The sequence below is a fragment of the Metabacillus sp. Hm71 genome (assembly GCF_051842955.2).
Classification (GTDB): Bacteria; Bacillota; Bacilli; order Bacillales; family Bacillaceae; genus Metabacillus.
The window spans coordinates 3,040,605-3,062,800 of the sequence record NZ_CM200278.1; the positions used below are offsets into that span (position 1 = coordinate 3,040,605).

Consider the following 22,196-nt stretch of genomic DNA (forward strand, 5'->3'; position numbering starts at 1 on the left):
ATTAATTGTTTATTCCATCGAGCATGAGGTCAAGGCACAGACTTTGCAGTCCAATTAAATAGTCTTGTTTCCAGTCACTCATTGCAAGCGATGGGAGATGTTCTGAAGGAATATATTTTGAACTGCATATCTTAATTTTGTCTAATATTGCTTTTTCTACTTCATCATGACAAAAAATAATGGTATGAGGGTTAATGATAGCTGTAAACGCGGCAACTAACCTGCTAATTGCATCAATCTCATTATCCTCACGGAGCGTTCCTTTTCTTGAACCACTTCCGTTTTCTAAAGCTTGCCGAAAATTTTGGTCATTATACTGCGGGACGAATGAAACCTCTCCTGAGAAAAAAGTACTTCCTCGTACAACATCTCCATTTATCATGATTCCTGCACCTGGACCATTTTGACCTGAATACAAATAGACAAGGGATTGTTTGTCTTTTATTCCTATATTATTGTGATATCCGAGAACAGCAGCATTCATATCATTTTCCACAACGACAGGTATAGAAAAATGGTCCTCATAGTATCCTTTTACATCAAAATTTTGAAATTGCTCGTATCCTGGTATATAAAATATCCTGCCATTTTCAACCGAACCAGGGACCCCAATTGCGATCGAACTGATTTTTGGGTTGCTGGATATTATGTTTTCTATACACGCAGTTAATAAATGTAAACCATCATCTATTAATACACTTGGCGCTTTTCCATGTTCTTTTACTTCTCCCGCACAATTAAAAATGGTATAATTCGTCTCTGTTCTTTCTAAAAAGATTGCCAGACCTAACATATGCTCAGGATTATATGTATATCTTTTTGCTCTTCTTCCACCACTTGAATCATCTAAACCGATTAACATAATTTCCCCGTCCTTCTCCATCTGTGCCAGGAACTTACTTATCGTCGGGAAACTAATTCCTAATGTATCGCTGAGTTCAACTTTTGTTGCACTCCCAACTTTTAGAAGAGTTGTACGAATACCACGAAGGATCACCTTCTTCATGGATTTTGGAGTAGCCAATAGCTTATTCACTAGCTTCACCACCTAAAAAATAAACTTTTTAAAGGAGTTTAATAAGTTATGGTGTTACTATACCATATCCAATTTTTGAAAACAATTGCCTTTTAATGTCCTTAATACGTTAAAGAAAACTTGACTGGCGCCAAGCCTTTAGGCGCAGTGCGACTGCCTAGTTGCACTTATACTTAATTCTTAAAATTTGCCACTACGTCGAATTTTCTCCTGCGCTGCAAATTTCTTTTCTTAACGTATAAAAAAACCAGCCTGCTGTGACAGCGAGGCTGGGCGAGGTTTTATCGAACATTCATATCATTTGGATGCGGACCTTTACGGCGGTCGCGGTTGATTTGGTTAATTTCCGCCATTTCATCTGCCGTTAATTCGAAATCAAAAACATTGAAGTTTTCTTCAATTCTTGATGGTGTGACAGATTTCGGAATAACAATTGTATTGTTTTGTAAATGCCAGCGTAATACAACCTGTGCCGGTGTTTTGCTGTGTGATGCAGCAATCTTTTTAATCACTTCGTCCTGCAGCACTTCTCCGCCTTGATCAAGAGGACTCCACGCTTCAACAAAGATATTATGTTTTGCGCAGAATTCTTTTAATTCCGATTGTGCAAGGTATGGATGGCACTCAACTTGGTTTAAGACAGGAACGACGTCACATTCCTTTAAGAGACGCTCTAAATGCTCAATTTCAAAGTTGCAAACGCCGATTGCTTTCACACGGCCATCATGGTAAAGCTTTTCTAATGCTTTATATGTATCAACATACTCATCAAATTGTGGTGTTGGCCAGTGAATTAAATAAAGATCCACATAATCCAGACCTAATCTCTCCAAGCTTTCATCGAAAGCACGCAATGTATTGTCATAGCCTTGGTCACTATTCCACACCTTTGTTGTAATGAATAATTGCTCGCGTGGAACAGAGGATTCTTTAATTGCTTTTCCTACACCAACTTCGTTTTGATAAATCATCGCTGTGTCGATTGATGTGTAGCCAACTTCAATTGCCTTTTTAACTGCAGCGGTAGCCCCTTCATCAGGAACCTGCCATACTCCAAATCCAAGCTGCGGCATTTTTAATCCATTGTTCAAGGTTACATAATTCATTTTGCATGTCTCCTTTTATTAATATGATAAACAATCTAACCATACTAATATATATTTTATTAGTTGGTTTCATACTAGTAAGGTTAAATTGTTATTAATATGGTTACTAGATTACTTTTATTATCTTGTCGCATGTACTCTTATAGAAGGTTTGCGGACTAATCCGTAATAAGATAAGAAAGCAAATAGGCTTGATAAAAAGATAATAATGCCCATTGGCACTGCTGAATATTCTCCTGCTAAGCCGACAAGTGGAGCGGTTAAGGAGCCAAAGAAAAATGGCAATACCCCAAGAAGTGCAGAGGCGCTTCCGGCAATATGCCCTTGTGTTTCCATTGCTAATGAAAACGATGTTGTCGATATTATCGAAATCGAACCTACGAAAAAGAAGACCGGAATCGCAAACAAGAACAGTGGTGCTTTTAGAAAAATGGCAACAAGCAATAAGGCTGCAGATGTATTAGCCATTATCAAACCAATTTTTAAAAAGTTTTTTTCGGAGATAACATCAGCAAGACGGCCAACTGCTTGGCTGCCGATAATTAACGCAATCCCATTTACGCCAAATAATAAACTAAATCCTTGTGGCGAAACACCGTAAATATTTTGATACACAAACGAAATACCTGAAACGTAAGCAAAAATACCCGCTACAATAAACGCTTGTGTCAGTGTGTAGCCTGCAAATTGACGATCCTTTAACAGGGTTCCAAAATTCTTGACAACCTGTGGAAGGTTGCTTGGTATCCGGTTCTCCTGTGGCAATGTTTCTTCAAGCTTCCATACAACGGTCAATAATAGTACAAGACCAATGCAGCTTAAAACGATAAACACCCAGGTCCAATCTCCAAAAGCAAGGATTCCAGCTCCAGCGATTGGTGCCACAATCGGCCCTAGATTTCCGACTAACATTAATAAAGAAAAAAACTTTGTAAGCTCCCTGCCGCTATAAACATCTCGAACAATCGCTCGAGAAATGACAAGTCCTCCGGCTGCCGCAAACCCTTGCACAAAACGAGAAGCGATAAAGAAATAAATATTAGGTGCAATGGCACATGTTAATGATGCTAATAAATATAAGGTAAGGAAAATGAGCAATGGCTTACGCCGCCCTTGAACATCACTCATTGGTCCAATAAATAATTGTCCTAACCCAAGTCCTAAAAGACATGACGTTAAACTAATTTGAACCAGTGAAGCATTCGTATGATAATCTTCTACAATGGTAGGAAATGATGGCAAATACGTGTCGATCGTAAATGGACCTAAAAGTCCAAGTGATCCTAAAAGTAACGCAAGTTGTATTCGTTTCGCTCCTGTTAAATTTGTCACCGTTTTTTCTCGCCTTTCTGTCCATACAGACATTTTCTAGTAAACTACATAACTCTTCATCTATTATAAGTTTAACCGGTTAAAAGATAAACCATAACTAATGTATGGTTTATCTTTTTGATCAAGAACCAGTGTCAAAAAAGACACTCGTTCTTATTGTTTAGTCGAAATTATCTTCTTGGGAATCCTGGAAGATATTGCTTTGGCAATTCTGTTTCTTTACGCAGGACGGTTGCAGCTTCCAATGTCCAGTACGGATTTCGTAACATCCCTCTTCCGACTGCAACTAAATCAGCCTCTTCATTTCCAATGACTGAGTTCGCGAGCGCTGGTTCATCAAGTCGTCCAACAGCAATGACTGGGATGTTTAGTTCTTGCTTGATGGCTCTTGCTAGTGGCACTTGGTAGGCAACATGTGTACCTGGTTTACCGGCAGCCGCAATCTGTCCTTCTCCGCCAGCACTGACATGAAACATATCGACGCCTGCTTTTTGATACACTTTAGAAAACTCAATGCTTTCTTCAATGCCATATCCGCCTTCTACATATTCTCTTGCAGAAATACGCATAATTAACGGCATGTCAGCAGGCATTTCACTTTTTGCTGCTTCGATGATTTCCACGCCAAATTTTGTTCGCTCTTTTCCGTACTCATCTGTTCGTTTATTTGTAAAAGCTGAATGGAATTGGTGAATCAAGTAGCCATGTGCACCATGGAGCTCGATCACATCCACCCCTGCTTTTACGGCGCGACGGATAGATAAACGGAATTTTTCGACCATTTCTTTTACTTCATCTGTGGAAAGCTCTCTAGGTGTTTTTGAGTTTTCATCAAAAGGAATTGCCGATGGTGCCACTGGGACTTCAGCATCTTCTGCTTTGCGGCCGGCGTGCGCAATTTGGATCCCCACTTTCGCTCCATGCTCATGACAAGCATCGACAATTCGTTTTAAAGCCGGGATTTGCTCATCTGACCATAAGCCTAAATCATAATCGGAAATACGGCCATCAGGCTCAACATCCGTCATTTCGATAATTATTAAACCTGCACCTCCAATAGCGCGACTTACATAATGGACGTAATGCCAATCTGTGGCAATCCCATCTTTATTGGTGACAGAGTACTGACACATTGGCGGCATCACGACGCGATTTTTTAATTCTAAACCTTTTAGCGTATAAGGGCTAAATAAATGTTCCATGAATAAGACTCCTTTTTTCATTGCATTGTAATGAGCACATTTTGAGGGTTTTCATTCACAATTCTATCAGCCTGGGAAAAGGAAACTTCAGGTTGTAAATGTATGTGCATGCATACAAATTAGCATATGGCAAATCACATCGTCAAATGAAATGCATTACTTAACAAAAATGGGATATAAAGATATCCCTTATTGTTGAATATGACGCATAATAATGCCCTTTAGCTCTGCCTGAATGTCTTCATCAGCAAACGCCTGTTCAAGTGTTTCTTGAAATGTAACGAGCGCTTTTTTTAGCTTTTCCTCCCCTTCTTTTGTCAAGGAGGTATAAATTGCTCTGCGGTCGTCTACACAATGATGGCGTTTTAAGGCTCCACAGCCCTTTGCTTCAAATCTGCTGACAAGGCGCGACATGGCACTTTGACTTAAGCCAACCATTGTTTGCAGCTGCTGCAGCTTTAATTTTTTCTCAGGAACCTCTGATAAAAATAACAGCACATAAAATTCCTTTACCGATAATTGATGCTTTTCTTGAAGGATCGTTTCTAATTGATCCGTAATTTTTGCTTGGATGTGTGTAAATGATAACCAGCTTGAGATCAGTTGATTTGATTGATTTGCTTCCATTTATAGCCACCTATTCTAGGTCTTTCTAATTTTCATGAATCATAGCGATTTGCTAATTAAACTGTCACTAAAACCTGATGTTGTTCTTTTATATTATCAAGTCGTTTTAGGGATCGTCAAATCATTCAATTTTCGGTGTTAAGCAATTCGTTACTATTTTTGAAAAGTGCTTAGATGTTACCATCCTATCTGTTCTTCCATGTTTTAGTTAAGGCAGGTATTCCTCTCAATTTAGCACGAGGTGGAACAGGTATTCTAATCTTAAATACCAATCAGCTAAGGTGTCACGTTTTAACTCTTAAGTGGTTCATATATGATACAAGAGGATCTGCCATTCGCCAGATCCCCCCTTCTATTAATGAGCGGATTCTATATGATCAACATGTTGAACATGCTTATAATTGACCCAAATAAAGACTACTGAAATAAGTACGAACACTGCACCAACAATGAAAGGTACACTTGGGTTGTATATTTCAGCAAGTTTACCTGCCGTAAATGGGGCAATTGCTCCACCAATGAAACGAAGGAAACTGTAAGCAGCAGATGCTGTAGATCGTTCGACAGGTGCAGCTTTCATAACGGCAGTCGTAATTAACGTATTGTTATTTCCCAATAATGCACCAGCGAGAATGACCGAATCAATAACCACCCATTGTGTCGAGGTCCAAATCCCCATTGCGCCTAAGAGTACAGCAAATAAGATCAACATAAGACTCATCGATTTTATTGTTCCAAACCATTCCCCGATCTTTGGTGCCATGAAAACAGAGGTCACGGCTAGTAAAATCCCCCAACCAAGGAACACAAATCCTAAACCATGCTCATCTAATCCCATCACGAAGGGTGCGTAAGCCAATAAAGTAAAAAATCCAAAGTTATATAAAGCAGCTGCAATTCCAAAAACCAAAAGAGAACGGTGTTTTAATGCCCTGAACGGATCCATTAGAGATGTTTTCGATTTTACCGATTTTCCAGCGGAAGATTTAGGCATAAGAATGTAAAGTCCAATAAAGGCAATAACCATTAATGTCGCAACACCTAGAAACGGACCTCTCCATGACATGGCTCCCAACCAGCCGCCAAGCAATGGTCCAACGGAAATTCCTAGTCCTATTGCTGCCTCATACAAAATAATCGCTTGAGCGGTTCCACTAGTTGAAAGAGATACGATAGCTGCCAAAGCCGTAGCAACGAACAGTGCGTTTCCAAGACCCCATCCACCACGAAGCCCAACAAGTGACCAGATGTCGCTTGAAAATCCCCCAAGTGCTGAAAATATCGCAATAATGACAATACCAGCGAGCAAAGTCCATTTAATTCCAATTCTGGAAGAAATCATGCCGGTTATTAACATCGCAACCGCCATGACAGCATTATAGCTGGTAAAAAGCAGGGTTACTTGTGTATGTGTTGCATTTAATTGCTCAGCAATGGCAGGCAAAATCGGATCCACGAGGCCTAGCCCCATAAAAGCAATAATGCAAGCGAAAAAGACTGCCCATACTGCCTTTGGCTGCTGAAGAAGACCTCCTTCTTCAGGAATCGATGGTTTTGTCTTGCTTATAAAAGTTGAAGCGTTTTGAGTAGTTGATGACATTTATTTCTCTCCTTTATAAATCTATTTTTCTGAGAATCGATTCGATTCCAATGATTACAATCACTTAATTCATAAATAATTCCATTTCTGTCATTACGCAATGAAATGGTTGCCCAAAATTTTCAATGCCAGAGTGTACAGGACCTCTTTATAACCTTGGCTACTCAGAATAGTGGTTACGGTATAAACTATTTTTTAGTTAGATGACGATTATTTCTGTAAAAAACAAAGTAAAAGTAATTGTATGATACAACCATTTAATTGTATCATACAACTATATGGTTGTAAAATTCAATGTGAAACGTAACTAAATTGACAATCGCATATAGTAGGTTATCATGAATATAGAGAGCAATTTTAAGGTGGTAAAGAAATGAATAATCAACATTCTCTGGAAACAATAGAGCTGGAAATGGCTGTCTTGGTTCGCCGTCTCACAACGATTACCTCGGATAAAAAAAATTGGCCATTGGACCGATCTGCCTATCTTTTATTACATCAACTTTACATTGATGGTTCTTCAGGAGTTAAAGTTTTGGCCGATGAATTTCAATTGGATATATCTACTGTAAGCAGACAAGCTGCAGCCCTTGAGCAAAAAGGATATGTGATCAAAGTTCCAGACCCAACAGATGGAAGAGCTTATTTTTACCAGATTACAGATTCGGGAACAAAGGTATTATTGGAAAATAAGCAAGCTCGATTGGATCGATTAACAGAAGTTCTAAACGAATGGTCTGATGAGGAATGTGAAAGTTTCGGAGAGCTGTTAAAAAAATTTAACGAATCGTCTATGAGAAAAAAATGAAATTAGCTTTTATCACTGTTATTAATTTGTTTTTGGTATTCTCTTCATAAATTGTTTCATATGTAGTTAATATAAGATCATAGAGACAAGCATTAGAAAATTTTATCTTTTTGGCGCAGCCTCTATTTCATGTTATTATTCATCAGAATTACTAACGAAAATATGATAGCTGTCATAATGGTAAACTTAGTAAATTGTGATCACTTTCATTTGGTATGCTATTAAGTGATCATTTTCTAGATTTTTCCATTTGAAACTAAAGAATATACGCAGAACAACCTTAGTTAAAACTAAGGTTGTTTCTATAACAGAAGTCAATTGGGAACCTGCTAAATCTTTTTCTTTATGAAGTGAATTTTGGAAGAGTATTACGTAATGCACCTACAACTTGCTGCACTTGTGCTAATTTTTCTTCGTTTGATAAATTCTCCGAATCACCTACGGACCCAACTCGAAGACATACAGGACCAAGGTTTACCTGGATCAAACCTAATAATACTACCGTTGTCGTACAAGGAATGTTTACGCATAGGAGGTCACTATTTTCACAAACAGTGCCTTCTGGACAAGTGGGGCATTCTGTTTGTTTCTTCTCTACTTCATGTTTTTTACACATAGTATTGAATCTCCTTTCATGAAAGATACAATAAAATATGTAAGAAATTACTTATATGAAAGAGTAAAATGCCTTTTATTAATTAAATAGGTACTTGCTATTTTATACACCCTTTTTCTATTAATCTGCTGAGTTCGAAATGAAAAGTGAGCGTCTATCCTGATCCTGGAAAGTGCCTTTTCGGAACAATTAGATAGTTTATAATGGCTTTTTTATTTTAAATGATTGTTCATTAAGTTACTTAATAAACCCATTTATTAAGTATTTTCCCCATTCTCTCATCGCAATAGCTTCCCCTGCTTCAGCAGCTTTTCGTAACCACTTTTCCCCTTCTTCTATATTTTGCCCTAATTCACGTCCTGCTAATAATCGATAACCTAGTATTCTCATTGCCGTTGGATATTCTAATTCAGCTGACTTTCTAAGCCATTTTTCTCCTTCTGCAGCATCTTTCTTGAGATCTTCTCCAACAAGCAGCCGGTAGCCTAATTCCATCATAGCCCATCGATCACCCATTTCAGCAGACCTTCTAAGCCATTTTTCTCCTTCTTCAACATCTTGCTTGACTACTTTTCCTGTTAACAACAGATATGCCATCTCATTCATAGCACCTATGTCCCCTGATTGAATGGCTGCGCGTAACCATTTAATTCCTTCATCAACATTAATCTTTGATTTTTTTTCATTAAAATCGATTATTTGGGTATTTTGTTCTGTAAAACTACAATCCTTTTCATTTTGACTCATATGCTCTCCTCCTAACGTTGTTGTTTATACAATTTTTTAGGCATCTTCTAAAGAAATAAAACCATTAAATCTTCATTAAAATATGTATCATTTAATTTTATTGCTCTTTTATCTGTTCCAAAAATTTCAAACCCTAAAGAAGAATAAAGTCTTTTTGCTGAATGATTAGTGGACATCACAGTTAAATAAATTTGCTCAATTTCTACCATTTCTTTTGCCTTTTTAATTGCCTCCTGCATTAAACACTTTCCAGCACCCATGCCGCGTTTATCAGGGAGAAACGTACATAGCAAAGATATTCGCTCTATGTTTCAGCTTAAGCTTCTTTTCTTTTACCAACGTAACTGCACCAAAAAGTTTTTCATTCTCAAACGCACCGAAGGTAAACGAGTCTTGAGCTCGAAACCTGATTTCGTATTTTTCTACAGGATGATCTTTCTCCTCTTCATAGCTAGAAGAAAATGCTTCAGGGCTGCTTTGTAAAGCTTCTAACCGTAGATTAAGATAGTTCTTCGCATCAAGTGGATTTAAAAGTCTTATCTCCATCGTTCTCTCCCTTTAATAGATAAATAACTTTAGAAAAGAATTTCTGATACTGTATTAACATTTAAATCGTATATACTACTCTTTATTACGATTTTTTATCTGTTGTACCCCAATCGTAACCAGATTTACCCCAATAATACAAAAACAAAGCTGAAAATATAATGCCTAATATCGTCAACACTAAACCCAATATAAACGCTCCTTAAATTGACAAATTAATCACTTTGTTTATCCTGTTTATCATTACGTTTTAGTATTCAATTAGTTCCATAGATCTTTATATTTTCATTAAACTTCTCTTAGGCAAGACGTTTTTAAGTAAACGTATTTCTGTCCAACTAAAACATAGCATATATATAATGTTGCATAACCCGATAAAGACAAAAATAACATTTATTTTCCCCTTATGCTCCGTTTCACATTAAACACCGCCTGCTTTATTTTAACCTGTTCCATCAGTTCAAAAAGAAAAATGCCTTGCTCCTTTTTGTTGCAGGAACTGTATTTACCCGAAAACTAATTGTTAGTGGGCAGTTGGATGTCGCGCCAGCCGCTAACATCGCATTGGCCATATTCATTATCACCTACAGCAACCACAGTACCGTCCGATTTAAGCCCGACGGTATGGGCACAACCCGCCGCTATCGCCACAATATCGCGCCAATCACTTACATTACATTGGCCATACTCATTCCAACCCACAGCAACCACAGTACCGTCCGATTTAAGCCCGATGGTATGATTACTACCCACCGCTATCGCCACAATGCCGTGCCAGCCGCTTACATCACATTGGTCATGTTTATTCCAACCCACAGCCGTCACCGTTCCGTCCGATTTAAGCCCGATGGTATGAAGATAACCCGCCGCGACCGCCACAATATCGCACCAGCCGCTTACATTGCATTGGCGATACCGATTATTCCCCACAGCCGTAACCGTTCCGTCTAATTTAAGCCCGATGGTATGCCAGTCACCAGCCGCTACCGCCACAATATCATGCCAGCCGCTACCGCCACAATATCGCGCCAGTCGTTTACATCACATTGGTCATGCTTATTCCAACCCACAGCCGCGGCAGTACTGTCCGATTTAAGCCCGATTGTATGGGCATTACCCGTGTTCGTTGCCATATGAACATTACCAGCCGCTACCGCCACAATATCGCGCCAGCCGCTTACATCACATTGGCCAAATTTATTATCACCCACAGCCATCACCGTTCCGTCCGATTTAAGCCCAACGGTATGACGACGACCCGCTGCTATGGTATCTTTAGGCCATCGTTTCACCTTTAACATCACTTCTTTCGGTGAAATGTAATCCATGTTTTACCTCCTTGAAAACAAGACCTATTTTATTATTGTATCACTTTTGCTTTCCAAATTTGATACATGTATCGTACCAGGTGGCGCTGCGTGTTATTTAATGTAATCCATCACATTCTCCCTTTTACTTAATAGACGATGGGTTTTTATTTTTATTGCTAAATATATGAATCTATTTCCTTAAAGGTCTCCCTAAAAACTGACCACCCTTTAGCCGAATGATAACTTTGTTTAATCGGACAAACTTTCATTTAAAGCTACTTTAATATTTTTCGGTTTAAACTATTTTCTAATAAGGTCCAAGCTTCATAACAGCTAGGACCTGTAATTAAAGGTTCAAATCCATAGTTTAAGTACATATTGATCGCTTTATAGCTTGTAGTTTGAGACGTAAGATAGGCTTTTGAATGGTAATTGGTCAAAATATTCATAGCAGCACTAAGTAAAGGTTTTGAAAGTTTTGACCCTTGATATGCTGGAGCAACACCTACCCAGTGGATTCTTCCCCATATTTCTCCATCGTTATTTAAGTCGCCATACCATGCTGTTGTTGTTCCAATCACTTCGCCATTTTTATTCTCAATGAAAACACACCGCATGGACATCTCATTAATATATGGTCCAAATTCTTTAAGGAAGTGATCTAATGCATCTTTCTCGTTTTTAAATTCATTTACACTAGCTTCAACCTTAGCCCAATTTTGTTCGTCGCCTTTTTCAAATAACCTTATTCGAAATCCAGTTGGAAGCGAATATTCAGGAATATCCAACAAATCTTTTCTCACCATTTTAACTGGAATTCTTTTCATTAAAATCATCTCCTAATACTGATAGTGTCAGGATTTTGACAATTTAAAACGTTATGGTTACAAACGCTATAATTTCAGGTGCAATAAAGTATTTCTAATTTTAGGGGATTGACATGTTACCGCTGTGCTTTCAAAAAAGTTATATAAGTGTTTTGGTCATAATATAATCCATTTGTTCTTCATCACCCATATAAAAGGAGTGGGCTCCAGATTGAACAAACCCCATTTTCTTATAAAAAGCAAGGGCATTTTCATTTTTCTCCCATACGCCTAACCAGATTTTCTTTTTATTTCTTTCCATCGCAATTTCCATTGCTTTATTTAGCAGATATTTACCAAGTCCATGTTTTTGAAATTTGTTCTTAATATAAATCCTCTCGATTTCAAGTGATTCATCACCCATTTCTTCAGACTGAGCATCATTTGTATTGACCTTTAAATACCCAGCGACCTCTTTATTAAAATAAACAAAAAAGAATTGCGAAGAAATATTGGATAATTCTTTTTCTAATTGTTTTATGTTAAATGCCCTTTCCAAATAAGCATTCATATTTTCGGGTGAATTCTGATGCTTGAATGTCTCATAAAATGTTTCATAGCTAATTTCTTGAAGTTTGTGTAAATCTTCAAGGGTACATTTTTTTATATTTATGTTCATATGTCGCTCCTTTATATAATCAATAATTTCTCTTATTTCCCTTTTTTACAAATTCCCAGTCTTTTTCTATATTTTTTCTTACTCTTTGGAGAAGATGGAAAATGGTTTCTACTTCACTTTCGGAAAATCCCTCTAATGCAACGGTATTGGAATAATCATTTTCTCTTTTTATAAAAGGATAAACATTTTTCCCTTTCTCTGTTGGAAAGAGTTTTTTAATTTTTTTGTTATGTTGATCTTCTTTCTTTTCGATAAAGCCATTCATTTCAAGTTTTTTTATAGCACGAGCTGCTGTTGTCCGATCTACTTTTATCATCTCAGCCAACTTTTCTTGAATGATTCCCGGGTTTTCACATACTCGCACAAGGTACAAATACTGCCCTTTTGTAAGGTCATATTCTTTAAATTCGATATTACTTATAGAATCTAATGCCCTTGCGATCATTCCAATTTCACGAAGAATTTCCTTCATATTTAACTCCTTTTTACATATTTTTGTTGTAAATGCAATAAAGTTAGGTTAAATTTAATATATTGTATTTTTGTTGTATTTGCAACAAAAATGATAAGCAATTTTATTTAAAAGGACTGATAAAAATGAAAGTAAAAAGAGTAACGATCGATGAAGATTTAAGGGTAGCATTTGCTATAAGAAAAGAAGTATTTGTAAAAGAACAAGGTGTACCACTAGAAGATGAATTTGATCAATTTGATACACTGAATGGACTTTGCGAACATATATTAGTCCATTACAATGAACAACCAGTCGGAACGGGAAGAATAAGGTTTATTGATGGAGTAGGTAAATTGGAAAGAATCTGCATTCTCGAATCTTACCGAAAATTTGGTCTTGGAAAAATTATTATAAAAGCCTTGGAAGAAATTGCGGAAGAACGGGGAGCCTCACAGGTTAAATTACATGGACAAACACAGGCAAAAGGTTTTTATAAAAAACTTGGTTATCGTATTGCATCTAATATCTTTATGGAGGATGGTATCCCACACATTTTAATGCTCAAAGAATTGTCTAGAAAATAATAATAAAGAGGTCGAGTGAAGTGAAATATGTTTTTTATGTATTAGGAATTTTAATTTTAACCCTTGGTATTTCTTTTACGATACAATCTGACCTTGGAACTTCACCTTTTGATGCACTTTTGGTAGGACTGTCCTTAAATGTAGGGCTTACTGTAGGAAGCTGGGAAATCATAATAGCTTTACTATTGATTTGTTGTAATTCGTTATTAATAAGACAAAAACCAGAAGTTTTGGGGTTATTAACAGCATTTATAACGGGTATTGGTATTGATATGTGGCTTTTTTTATTGCCCTTTTTTATAACACCTGAACTATGGTACAGCAAAGTTGTTTGTTTTGGAATCGGCTTAGTTTTTATAGGAGTAGGAACTGCAACATATTTACAAACAAACTTTGCACCGATTCCAGTTGACCGATTAACATTAATCATAAAGGAATTAACGAGAACGAATATATTTTTTTCGAGAACATTCATTTACCTCATATTTCTGATCATGGCCTTGATTTTAAATGGACCAATTGGCGTTGGAACGTTATTAACCGTTTGTTTAGGTGGGCTAATCCTTAATTACTTTATGCCAATTACTGAAAAAGTATTGGACCGCTTTTTAACAAACTCTAGTACATTAGTAAATTATGATAAAAATAAAAAGCAATCAATATAGAATGCTTTTTATTTTTCTTGTTTAACGAACCAGCCCCAAATTTACTTTTGTGATGTACAAGGGGCTTCATTGTAGCAACCAAACTCTGTTAGGTAAGCACCAGTTATGTTTAGGGGTATCGTCAGCATTCATTTACGTATTTTCTACATTTAATTTGAAAGAGAATTTTCCTTATACCACTTTCTAAGCTGATTGATATGAGCCTGATGATAGCGATTATGGTCAGCCATATGCCATATGCCCCATCGAATGGTTGCTTGCTTTTCGTTTTCATGTCCAAAAGTGACAACTTTGTCTAGATCAGCATCTGTTAATTGTGTACATGTATCTTCCAACAATTTTATTACACCTTCATAGTCAATTATAAGTGTGTGCAAAGACTTCCCTTTGACCATCGGAAGCCTATTGTTTGCATCTATCATGGGGCCATATTGCTCTTTTAGAGAATCAGGAAGTGGCTGTCCTTTGATCCGATAAATCCAATTAAGGTCTACGTACATGATATGTTGTATTAACTGAGCTGTACTATTAAACTTGTTATTTGGACCCTTGTAATCTAGTTCTTCTTGAGACATGCCATCAGTGATTAATTGTAGTCGTTGGCTATTTTCCTTCACAGCGGAATATAATATTCCCACAATTGGTGACATATTTGCTTCACCTTGTAAATCGTAAAACATCCATTTTTTCCTCCCTCGCTATTCATCTGCATTTAGTTGACTTAATAGCACTCAGTCTGTTTCTTTCCAATCTCGTAATTGCAATCTAGTGATTTCTAAATAGGTCATTTAACACTATCCTGTATAATAACTGATTAAAGAGCATGATATATGGGCTGCTGAAAAGTTACTTTGACCTAAGATAGGTAATTAATAATTTATAAAGCATCTGGTAAATGGTGTATGTACATTTCGATTGCATCCGTATTTGCTTCTAAAGCAGTGATAGTCTTTGGGTTAGGGGTTGTATATATGATAGAATAATCTTTTTCATCTACCTCTTCTCTAATTGGAAATGCAAGAATTTCTTCGTTTATTGAAAATTCTGCTTGTACTCCCGGTTTATTTCCACGAGCATCTAAACGAATCCAACGATTTAATGACTTTAGAAAGACTCCGTTTAATGAATGTAGAGAATAACCTTCATCTGGAGTGTCAAAAATCATTAGCCGTTGATAACAAAAACCTGTTGGGATTCCTACCGATCTTAATAGTGCTGCTAACAAATTAGATTTTGCATAACAAATACCTTCTCGATATTTAAGGACCTCTGATGCTTTACAAGTAACTCTTTTGCTTTGAATATCCCAAGAGTGCGATACATTATCTCGTACAAACTCAAAAGCTGCTTTAACCTTTTCTATTTCTGAAAGTTCGTTGCCAAAGATTTCATCAACCTTTTTTTGAATTATGGAATGTGAATAGTCAACCACATCCAACTCCTTTAAATAATCGGTCAAGTCTGAAGATTCAGGTATAAGTTGCATATGTACTTCCCACCTCTTTTTTGCATAATTATACATTAAAATAGATGTTTATTCAATAAAAGACACGTTCCTATATAACGCGCCTTCTTTAATACATGCTAAAATTTATTGTCGCTTAATCCTTATTTATTAAACTTCCCCATCACTTCCTTTCGAATAAAATTTAACTATTTTGGTTCTTAGTTTTTGTTAATTGCTCTTTATCTAACGTTCCAGGCGGTTGCTCTAACCATCCATTTTGAATCATAATATCAGCACCATCTTTCGCATATAAAGCGATTTCAAGCGATAGACGTTCATAATTTAGCATGAGGTCATTTCTTTGACTTGATGCTGCGGCTGTTGAGTAGTTCCCTAATCCTGCTGAAGTTAATAATGCCATATGAAACATTGCTAGTTTGTCTGAAAATGGTGGTGTTGTGGAATCAGTTATATAAACATCTGATGAAAGAGGTGGCTGCAAATCATTATCGATAAGAGCTTCCGCAAATATATGAATATGTTTTTGGGTAATATCCTTTCCTCTTAACATCCATTTTTGAACGTTTTCCCTTGGTGATACTTGAGCAAAGCTTAAGGCGAGTTTACCTCCAATAAGATTGGTTTGGATATTCATATATAATTGTGATATTTCAACCGCATTTAACGGTCGTTTTTTACCGAAAAGAGACAAACCGCTTAAATATTTTTTGCTATCTATATAATCTGTATTAGTTGGATAGGGAATGGTGGGAGCTTTAACAAATAATCCTTTTGAAAGAGAAACATCTGAACTTTTGTCAAATAAGTTATAAACCATCGTAAACCCTTCCATGAAATGTGCTCTTATATCTTTTCTAGCACTCAGGGAAATTAAACCACTGTATGCAATCAAACCTACTTTTGCCATATGATTGATATAATCCAGCATAAACACATCAGTATATAGCCGAGGTGCGTTCATATTCACATCTTCGGTTGTAAAACCTGTTGGTAAGGGTAGCTGTTCTTCTTGAAAAATATGAGTAAGCTTCTCTATACGAGTTGTTGAAAGGTCATAAGCATATTGTACAACTGAACGGATTTCTTCATCCTCTACATCTTTTAAAAGATAACTTAAAATACATTTGGCCATACTATTATTCAAATAGGCAGTCCATAATGAGCCTATTTCAGCTGAAGTCAGTTTTGTACGATTTTTGGTCATTATTAATACCTCCAAAGAATATATTCTATGCTAAATTATTCTTTGTAATTATCGTATTTTTATGACAAAAGCCAAGGAAAACAATATATTCCTTGTCTTAATTATTCCTTTTTGATTAGTAATCAGCCCGCATGGGTAGAAAGGATGTAAGATGATCCCGAACTATATTCCATACTTTACCCTTATCCTTATTAGCATAGTAATTTTCATTTTCTTGTGGCGAAAAGCAGCAAGCGAAAAGCTGATTCCATTTTATTTGTGCATATCGGGACTTATCTATTTATTCGAGTACGTGATTCTAGTATTATTTGAAAGTTATGAGTACTTCCCCGGAGTTGCATTTCAAAGACCTTGAATTTCGATGATCTTAACTTAACATCACTAAAATGAATATCAAATTCAAATCTAGGTAACTTAATGCGAGGGTTATTGGCATTAAAAAGGATCTTCAAAATGGGAAAAGAGCTAAAAACTCTTTTTCCATTTTGTTTTTCACTTATTTTATTCACGGCTTATAGGCATATCTACTTATGAATTAACAAATAATAGTAATTATATATTAGATTTCGATAAACACTCTTAAAGGAGACACATCATGGGAAATTTCATACAAAATTTAGATTTGTCTGCAAAAGGTATATGGTTTCCAATTACTTTAGGCATTATCTCTTTAATTTACATATTCTTTATGCCGAAACGATTAACCTGGGGAGAAATTTATCTCACTTTCGGTACGATTGGTTATGTAGCATTAATAATAGATATGTTCTTTATGTTAAATTACTTTGATGTCTTTGATCTAGGTCGTAAACCAATGCAAGAAGGGATTGGGGATTTGCTAAGTTATGGGGTCATCCCTTCTTGCTATGCTGTAATATTTCTTAACCATTTAAATCAGGAAAAGAAATGGATATATGTTATTCTCTTTACCCTTTTATCATCCTTATCCGAATGGATGCTTGTTCAAATTGGATATATGAAGTTAAAAGGATGGCAAACTTGGTGGTCTATCCCTGTATTTATTATTGTTTTTGGTTTTTGGTTACCTTGGCATTTAAAGTTAATACGAAAAGAAGCATAAAGATTACAAATTAAATAGCAATCATTTTTATAGTAATTTTAAGAAAGGACAAACAGCCAAGCCCAGTATCAAAAGTTTGGCTGTTCATCATTTTTTATCGTTTAACATGATTTTATAAACCGTTGATTTATCAATGTTTTTTGGCTTTTGAACCCTGGCATCTGCATAAAAAAGTTGAGTTTTATGCAATAAAAGGTTGTTATTTAGCGATAAATATGATTTCTTTTTCTGCCTGAAGATTTTACAAACTTTTTGTAAGGAGACCTCCAGCAAAACGCTTAAAAGAGCCCACTGGTCAATTTTCCAACTAAAACCGGTTTAACGGAGTCAAAATGAATATCCCGAACATACTTAATGTTAAGCCCGCCGGGTCCAGCTTTTAAAAAACGTCCTAACAATCCTAAATTCCTTTTTAAAGATTGAATTTCATCCTCAGTTGCGATCCGTTTTTCGCCAACAGCTCCTGACAATCGTACGCCAGGAGGTGTATTGAATTTTCTAAAAAGAAATGATCGTATCAAAAACCATTTACTATTGTTAACAGCTAGAATACAGACTCGATTATTATGTTCAAGGTTTTGTGTCATTTGGGAAGTGAAAATTTGAAAATATAAGCCTGTTGGCTCATTTTTGCTGAGTATTAGTGACCCAATTGGAGTAACATGTGGAGTTCCATCTGGGTTTACAGTGGCAAATGAGAATGCAAATGACTGAGAAGCAAGATCTCTCCAAGTATTCCAGTGATCGAATGGCTGCATTGTATTCCCTCTTTTCTTCATATAAAATTTATAGAATATAGAGCAAAATGTTTATCCATTTTAGTGGTAAAAGCAACATGTGACAATGTTCGAATTAATACTCAATATCGATTTTTTTCCCTTGGGGCGCTTGTTGATCTTGTTTCTTTTCATTTTTCTCTATTTCCTGAATCGAATGGGCGATTAAAGCTTGAAGGCCCAGTAATTTTTCTTTCTTTGCCTTTTGAAAATGCTGTTGTGCTTCCTGGGGAATCATCTTTCCATGTAATGTTTCACAAATCTCAAACAATTGATCAATTAAGCGATGAACTGTCTCCTTTTGAATCATGAAATACCCTCCTTATCTTTCGAAGTAGATACACGCTCACCAAAACATATACGTAATCGTTCCTCAACAAAACGTGCACTTAAAATCGGTCTTCCTGTCAGCGAACGTGGCAACGTCACTTTTCTTCGATAGGCACCAACTTTAATTGTTAGTTCATCTCCACGTTGTGTTACATCTAAATCTTTTCCAGTGACAAAGGGGAGAGTAAGATAGAGGATAAACCCATCTTGTTCTTGCTTGACTTCCTCTACTTTTCCGACATAGAATATTTCTTCTAATTTTCTTTCTCCAAATGCAGCGTCTGCTAAATCCATTAATGCTTGTAATCCTGACACTTCAGAACTCATAAGAGGTACTCGTAGAATCGGAATTGGCTGAAAGGTATTGGTAATCTCTTCTTCATATTGAATATGCCTCTTTTTCCACTCTGCCAGAAAACCAACATCAGCATCTGCCGATAAGACACGGTTCACAATAATGGCATCTGTATTAAACCCATATAAATTTAAATAGGTAAATGATCGTCTTGCCTCTGAAATAACCATTTTCTCGGGATTGAGAACAATTCGGACTGAGGTGATCGTGTGATCTAACAACAAACTCTGAACCTCAATGACTCTCCGGAATAATTTCTCGATATTGTCCATCACTTTGCTATCAGGAAGTTCTAGTCCGCCAGTTACAATTTTTGCTACTGGTCGAGCTAGCTTGACTAAGCGGCGATGGTGAGGGAATATTTTTTCCAACCACCAGGTTAAAACATTTGGATAGCTTAATAGCCGAAGGGTTTCTCCAGTAGGAGCACAATCAACAATCAAGACATCATATTTACCGCTTTCTGTATGTTCGAGGATTTTCAAAAGACTGAATAACTCTTCCATGCCAGGAAAATTGATCATTTCCTCTTTATTGATATCTTTGAGGTCCGACCATTCGATGACTCGACCAAACCACGCTTGAACGACGCCCCAGTTTCGCTCCGTTTCCAATAAATTATCTACCTCTTGTCCCCAAAGGCAATCGGAAATAGATGTAGGATCTGGTCCTAGTGGAACTTGAAATGCATCCGATAAATTATGCGCAGCATCTGTACTCATTACTAATGTTCGTAGCCCTTCTGATGCCAAGCGTGCCCCTGTTGCCGCAGCAATACTCGTTTTTCCTACCCCGCCTTTTCCTGTATAAATGATAATTCTCATGAAATAACCTCCTACAAGAATGGAAATCGAAGGGAAAATTAGTTCAATATCGTACTATTTCTGCAAAAGAGAAACTTGGAGTTTTCCCAAGTTACTCATCTTCGATTTTAATGCGCTTAAATGTAGTATGCTCTTCTTTCTGTTGCTGCTCTGTTGTTTGAACCACCTTTGCTACTTTAAGCAGCAAAACAATTAGTTGCTCCAGTTCCTCCGAAGTGAGAGCATCTTTTATTTTTTGAAGCACACGTTTCATCGTATCAAGGACGCGGTCCGCGAGCTCCTCACCATCTGTAGTTAACTTGATCCATATGATACGTTGATCATTTGCATCACGATAGTGGTGAATCAGTCCACGCTTTGTTAAGCGCTGTCTGATATTTGTGAGCGTACTTTTTTGAAGTCCCATATCGGACGCTAACTGAGACATTGTTGCTTCTCCTCTTTGCTTTAACATAATGAGTGCAATCAATTCGGATCGTGTCACTTTCTTCGTAATTTCATTAATCTCTTGATCAATGAGCAATGGTTTCATCCAATTTTGCAGAAAGAGAGATAATAATTGATTCATATTTGTCTCCAATGTACTTGAATAATTTTCCTGCTTTTAATTTAATACGATATCGTACTTTTGTCAAGTTTATGTAAATTTATTTTCATCCGAGTAAATTCGGACATTGTAATCGTCTCTGTTAACTTTTATTGACTTTTCTTTCATAAAATCTTATCCAATAAAATATGTCAATATAACCTCGTCCATTATCTTTGTTTTTCCTTTGTGACTTAAAGAAAGAATATTATTTAGAGTTTACTCAAAGTCTGGAAATTTTAATTTCTTTGCCCGTTTTGAAATGCTTCTCCAAGCTAATAAACCATATGGGTTTGTATATAAATTTAATGTGGTAAATAATTATTTCTTAAACTATAATAATTTTAGTTAGATTAGACTAGAGGTGAATTAATATGTATTGGACTCCATTATTTGAAAACGATGTACCAGTAGCACTCTTCTGCTCTTAATGGAGTAAAGGTGTCTACATCTCTCCGTTAGGGGCATTTTCGACCTAAATAAAAGACGGAGGGTACAAGAAATGAAAAATACCTTATTAGGTTCAATATATTTAATTTTAGCTTCCAGTATTTGGGGCGGCATGTACGTTGTTGTTAAAATTGTAGTATCGGTCATACCTCCACTGGAACTTGTGTGGATTCGATATGTAGTGGCTATTGTCGCTCTTCTCGTTATTGGCTTTATAACACGACAAAAATGGCGAATCGAGAAACGTTATTTCTTACTAATCATAGCCATTGGAGTTATTGGTAACGCCATTTCAATTGTTGCTCAGGAAGCTGGCACGATGCTATCCTCAGCACAAATGGGAGCCATGATAACTTCTTCAACACCAGCATTTATGGTTATTTTTGCCCGCTTACTCCTTAAAGAACAGTTGACGTTAAAAAAGGGACTATCTGTTTGTTTAGCGACACTCGGGGTTTTCCTTATTGTTGGAGTCGGGAATTTGGATTTGTCCAGTAAACTTGGTGGTATTTCACTGTTTATTGCTGCTTTAACATGGGCACTCATGTCTGTCCTTGTAAAGCGTGTGCCGAGTCATTATTCTCAAATTGTCGTAACGACCTATTCCATTCTGGTAGCCCTAATCGTGTTGACCCCTTTTGTTTTGCCGCGGTTACACGCAATTGATATCTCCCAGCTGACTCACCCGACCATTTGGGGAGGACTCTTGTATTTGGGAATTGTCTCAACAGCAGGTGGATTCCTGCTTTGGAATCGCGGATTACAAATGCTTAACGCCTCAAGTGGAGGGATATTTTTCTTCTTTCAACCCGTGGTTGGAACAGTACTTGGATGGCTTATTCTAGGAGAGAGCATAGGTGTCATGTTTTGGCTTGGCTCTACCCTCATTCTCATAGGTGTTTTAATCGTTATCATCGAGAAAAAATAATATTTTAAAACCCCTTCAACCGTATCTTAAAGGGTTCCGTTTAAGGGTGCATATTGATTAAATGACATAAAAAATG

General features: G+C 36.6%; 25 protein-coding genes and 1 pseudogene. 5 read left to right on the top strand and 21 right to left on the bottom strand.

Annotated features, from left to right (window positions below; translation table 11 throughout):
• Window position 1: 1 nt before the first annotated feature.
• From ACSVDH_RS14765 to ACSVDH_RS14790, 6 genes are all read right to left on the bottom strand, one after another.
• Window positions 2-1,036: an ROK family transcriptional regulator gene (locus ACSVDH_RS14765; protein WP_439251951.1), complete on the bottom strand. Its 1,035-nt coding sequence runs from the start codon at window positions 1,034-1,036 to the stop codon at window positions 2-4.
• 281 nt (window positions 1,037-1,317) lie between these two features.
• Window positions 1,318-2,142: an aldo/keto reductase gene (locus ACSVDH_RS14770; protein WP_439251950.1), complete on the bottom strand. Its 825-nt coding sequence runs from the start codon at window positions 2,140-2,142 to the stop codon at window positions 1,318-1,320.
• Between the two features lie 120 nt (window positions 2,143-2,262).
• Window positions 2,263-3,474: a multidrug effflux MFS transporter gene (locus ACSVDH_RS14775; RefSeq protein ID WP_439251949.1), complete on the bottom strand. Its 1,212-nt coding sequence runs from the start codon at window positions 3,472-3,474 to the stop codon at window positions 2,263-2,265.
• A 170-nt stretch (window positions 3,475-3,644) separates the two neighbouring features.
• Window positions 3,645-4,676: an NADH:flavin oxidoreductase/NADH oxidase gene (locus ACSVDH_RS14780; protein WP_439251948.1), complete on the bottom strand. Its 1,032-nt coding sequence runs from the start codon at window positions 4,674-4,676 to the stop codon at window positions 3,645-3,647.
• A gap of 189 nt (window positions 4,677-4,865) precedes the next feature.
• Window positions 4,866-5,303 carry a MarR family winged helix-turn-helix transcriptional regulator gene (locus ACSVDH_RS14785; RefSeq protein ID WP_299091573.1) on the bottom strand — a complete coding sequence of 146 codons (438 nt, stop codon included), beginning with the start codon at window positions 5,301-5,303 and terminating at the stop codon, window positions 4,866-4,868.
• Between the two features lie 355 nt (window positions 5,304-5,658).
• Entirely contained in the window at window positions 5,659-6,903 is a 1,245-nt protein-coding gene (locus ACSVDH_RS14790; protein ID WP_439251947.1) for an MFS transporter, read from the bottom strand.
• 373 nt (window positions 6,904-7,276) lie between these two features.
• Between ACSVDH_RS14790 and ACSVDH_RS14795 the strand changes: the two genes are divergently transcribed.
• Window positions 7,277-7,711 (top strand): MarR family winged helix-turn-helix transcriptional regulator, encoded by a 435-nt coding sequence (locus ACSVDH_RS14795; protein ID WP_439251946.1) that lies wholly within the window; start codon window positions 7,277-7,279, stop codon window positions 7,709-7,711.
• Between the two features lie 343 nt (window positions 7,712-8,054).
• Here ACSVDH_RS14795 and ACSVDH_RS14800 read toward each other — a convergent pair whose 3' ends face one another.
• The 8 genes and pseudogenes from ACSVDH_RS14800 to ACSVDH_RS14835 form a co-directional block, all read right to left on the bottom strand.
• Complete coding sequence (locus tag ACSVDH_RS14800) at window positions 8,055-8,327, bottom strand: hypothetical protein (RefSeq protein WP_439251945.1); 273 nt, start codon at window positions 8,325-8,327, stop codon at window positions 8,055-8,057.
• Between the two features lie 237 nt (window positions 8,328-8,564).
• The gene (locus ACSVDH_RS14805; protein ID WP_439251944.1) at window positions 8,565-9,074 is read right to left on the bottom strand and encodes a tetratricopeptide repeat protein; all 510 of its coding nucleotides are present in this window, start codon (window positions 9,072-9,074) and stop codon (window positions 8,565-8,567) included.
• Between the two features lie 47 nt (window positions 9,075-9,121).
• Window positions 9,122-9,334 carry a GNAT family N-acetyltransferase gene (locus ACSVDH_RS14810; RefSeq protein ID WP_439252155.1) on the bottom strand — a complete coding sequence of 71 codons (213 nt, stop codon included), beginning with the start codon at window positions 9,332-9,334 and terminating at the stop codon, window positions 9,122-9,124.
• A gap of 10 nt (window positions 9,335-9,344) precedes the next feature.
• Window positions 9,345-9,620, bottom strand: coding sequence for a hypothetical protein (locus ACSVDH_RS14815; RefSeq protein WP_439251943.1), 276 nt, complete (start codon window positions 9,618-9,620; stop codon window positions 9,345-9,347).
• A 516-nt stretch (window positions 9,621-10,136) separates the two neighbouring features.
• Window positions 10,137-10,948 (bottom strand): annotated as a pseudogene (locus ACSVDH_RS14820) (RCC1 domain-containing protein).
• A gap of 257 nt (window positions 10,949-11,205) precedes the next feature.
• Window positions 11,206-11,757, bottom strand: a complete 552-nt coding sequence (locus ACSVDH_RS14825) for a GNAT family N-acetyltransferase (protein WP_439251942.1) — start codon at window positions 11,755-11,757, stop codon at window positions 11,206-11,208.
• Window positions 11,758-11,896: 139 nt separating this feature from the next.
• On the bottom strand, window positions 11,897-12,415 hold the full coding sequence (paiA, locus tag ACSVDH_RS14830) for a spermidine/spermine N(1)-acetyltransferase (protein WP_439251941.1): 519 nt from the start codon (window positions 12,413-12,415) through the stop codon (window positions 11,897-11,899).
• Window positions 12,416-12,434: 19 nt separating this feature from the next.
• The gene (locus tag ACSVDH_RS14835) at window positions 12,435-12,887 is read right to left on the bottom strand and encodes a MarR family winged helix-turn-helix transcriptional regulator (protein ID WP_439251940.1); all 453 of its coding nucleotides are present in this window, start codon (window positions 12,885-12,887) and stop codon (window positions 12,435-12,437) included.
• A 125-nt stretch (window positions 12,888-13,012) separates the two neighbouring features.
• On the opposite strand from ACSVDH_RS14835, the gene ACSVDH_RS14840 reads away from it, so the two are divergent.
• Together ACSVDH_RS14840 and ACSVDH_RS14845 are read left to right on the top strand one after the other, a co-directional pair.
• The gene (locus ACSVDH_RS14840) at window positions 13,013-13,453 is read left to right on the top strand and encodes a GNAT family N-acetyltransferase (protein WP_439251939.1); all 441 of its coding nucleotides are present in this window, start codon (window positions 13,013-13,015) and stop codon (window positions 13,451-13,453) included.
• Between the two features lie 20 nt (window positions 13,454-13,473).
• A complete protein-coding gene (locus tag ACSVDH_RS14845) occupies window positions 13,474-14,118 on the top strand; it encodes a YczE/YyaS/YitT family protein (protein WP_439251938.1) in 645 nt (214 codons plus the stop codon).
• A 149-nt stretch (window positions 14,119-14,267) separates the two neighbouring features.
• Here the strand turns inward: ACSVDH_RS14845 and ACSVDH_RS14850 are convergent, their stop codons facing one another.
• From ACSVDH_RS14850 to ACSVDH_RS14860, 3 genes are all read right to left on the bottom strand, one after another.
• Window positions 14,268-14,798, bottom strand: coding sequence for a DinB family protein (locus tag ACSVDH_RS14850; protein ID WP_439251937.1), 531 nt, complete (start codon window positions 14,796-14,798; stop codon window positions 14,268-14,270).
• A 197-nt stretch (window positions 14,799-14,995) separates the two neighbouring features.
• On the bottom strand, window positions 14,996-15,604 hold the full coding sequence (locus ACSVDH_RS14855; RefSeq protein WP_439251936.1) for a transglutaminase-like domain-containing protein: 609 nt from the start codon (window positions 15,602-15,604) through the stop codon (window positions 14,996-14,998).
• Window positions 15,605-15,767: 163 nt separating this feature from the next.
• Window positions 15,768-16,790: a DUF3231 family protein gene (locus ACSVDH_RS14860; protein WP_439251935.1), complete on the bottom strand. Its 1,023-nt coding sequence runs from the start codon at window positions 16,788-16,790 to the stop codon at window positions 15,768-15,770.
• Between the two features lie 595 nt (window positions 16,791-17,385).
• On the opposite strand from ACSVDH_RS14860, the gene ACSVDH_RS14865 reads away from it, so the two are divergent.
• Complete coding sequence (locus tag ACSVDH_RS14865; protein WP_439251934.1) at window positions 17,386-17,871, top strand: hypothetical protein; 486 nt, start codon at window positions 17,386-17,388, stop codon at window positions 17,869-17,871.
• A 278-nt stretch (window positions 17,872-18,149) separates the two neighbouring features.
• Here ACSVDH_RS14865 and ACSVDH_RS14870 read toward each other — a convergent pair whose 3' ends face one another.
• The 4 genes from ACSVDH_RS14870 to ACSVDH_RS14885 all read right to left on the bottom strand — a co-directional run bounded on the left by ACSVDH_RS14870 (window position 18,150) and on the right by ACSVDH_RS14885 (window position 20,724).
• Complete coding sequence (locus ACSVDH_RS14870) at window positions 18,150-18,629, bottom strand: pyridoxamine 5'-phosphate oxidase family protein (RefSeq protein WP_439251933.1); 480 nt, start codon at window positions 18,627-18,629, stop codon at window positions 18,150-18,152.
• A 94-nt stretch (window positions 18,630-18,723) separates the two neighbouring features.
• Window positions 18,724-18,957: a hypothetical protein gene (locus ACSVDH_RS14875; protein ID WP_439251932.1), complete on the bottom strand. Its 234-nt coding sequence runs from the start codon at window positions 18,955-18,957 to the stop codon at window positions 18,724-18,726.
• A complete protein-coding gene (locus tag ACSVDH_RS14880; protein ID WP_439251931.1) occupies window positions 18,954-20,156 on the bottom strand; it encodes an ArsA family ATPase in 1,203 nt (400 codons plus the stop codon). Before ACSVDH_RS14880 ends, ACSVDH_RS14875 begins: the two co-directional genes overlap by 4 nt.
• Before the next feature lie 91 nt (window positions 20,157-20,247).
• Window positions 20,248-20,724, bottom strand: a complete 477-nt coding sequence (locus ACSVDH_RS14885) for a MarR family winged helix-turn-helix transcriptional regulator (protein WP_299091544.1) — start codon at window positions 20,722-20,724, stop codon at window positions 20,248-20,250.
• A 520-nt stretch (window positions 20,725-21,244) separates the two neighbouring features.
• On the opposite strand from ACSVDH_RS14885, the gene ACSVDH_RS14890 reads away from it, so the two are divergent.
• Complete coding sequence (locus ACSVDH_RS14890; protein WP_439251930.1) at window positions 21,245-22,120, top strand: DMT family transporter; 876 nt, start codon at window positions 21,245-21,247, stop codon at window positions 22,118-22,120.
• Window positions 22,121-22,196: the final 76 nt, after the last annotated feature.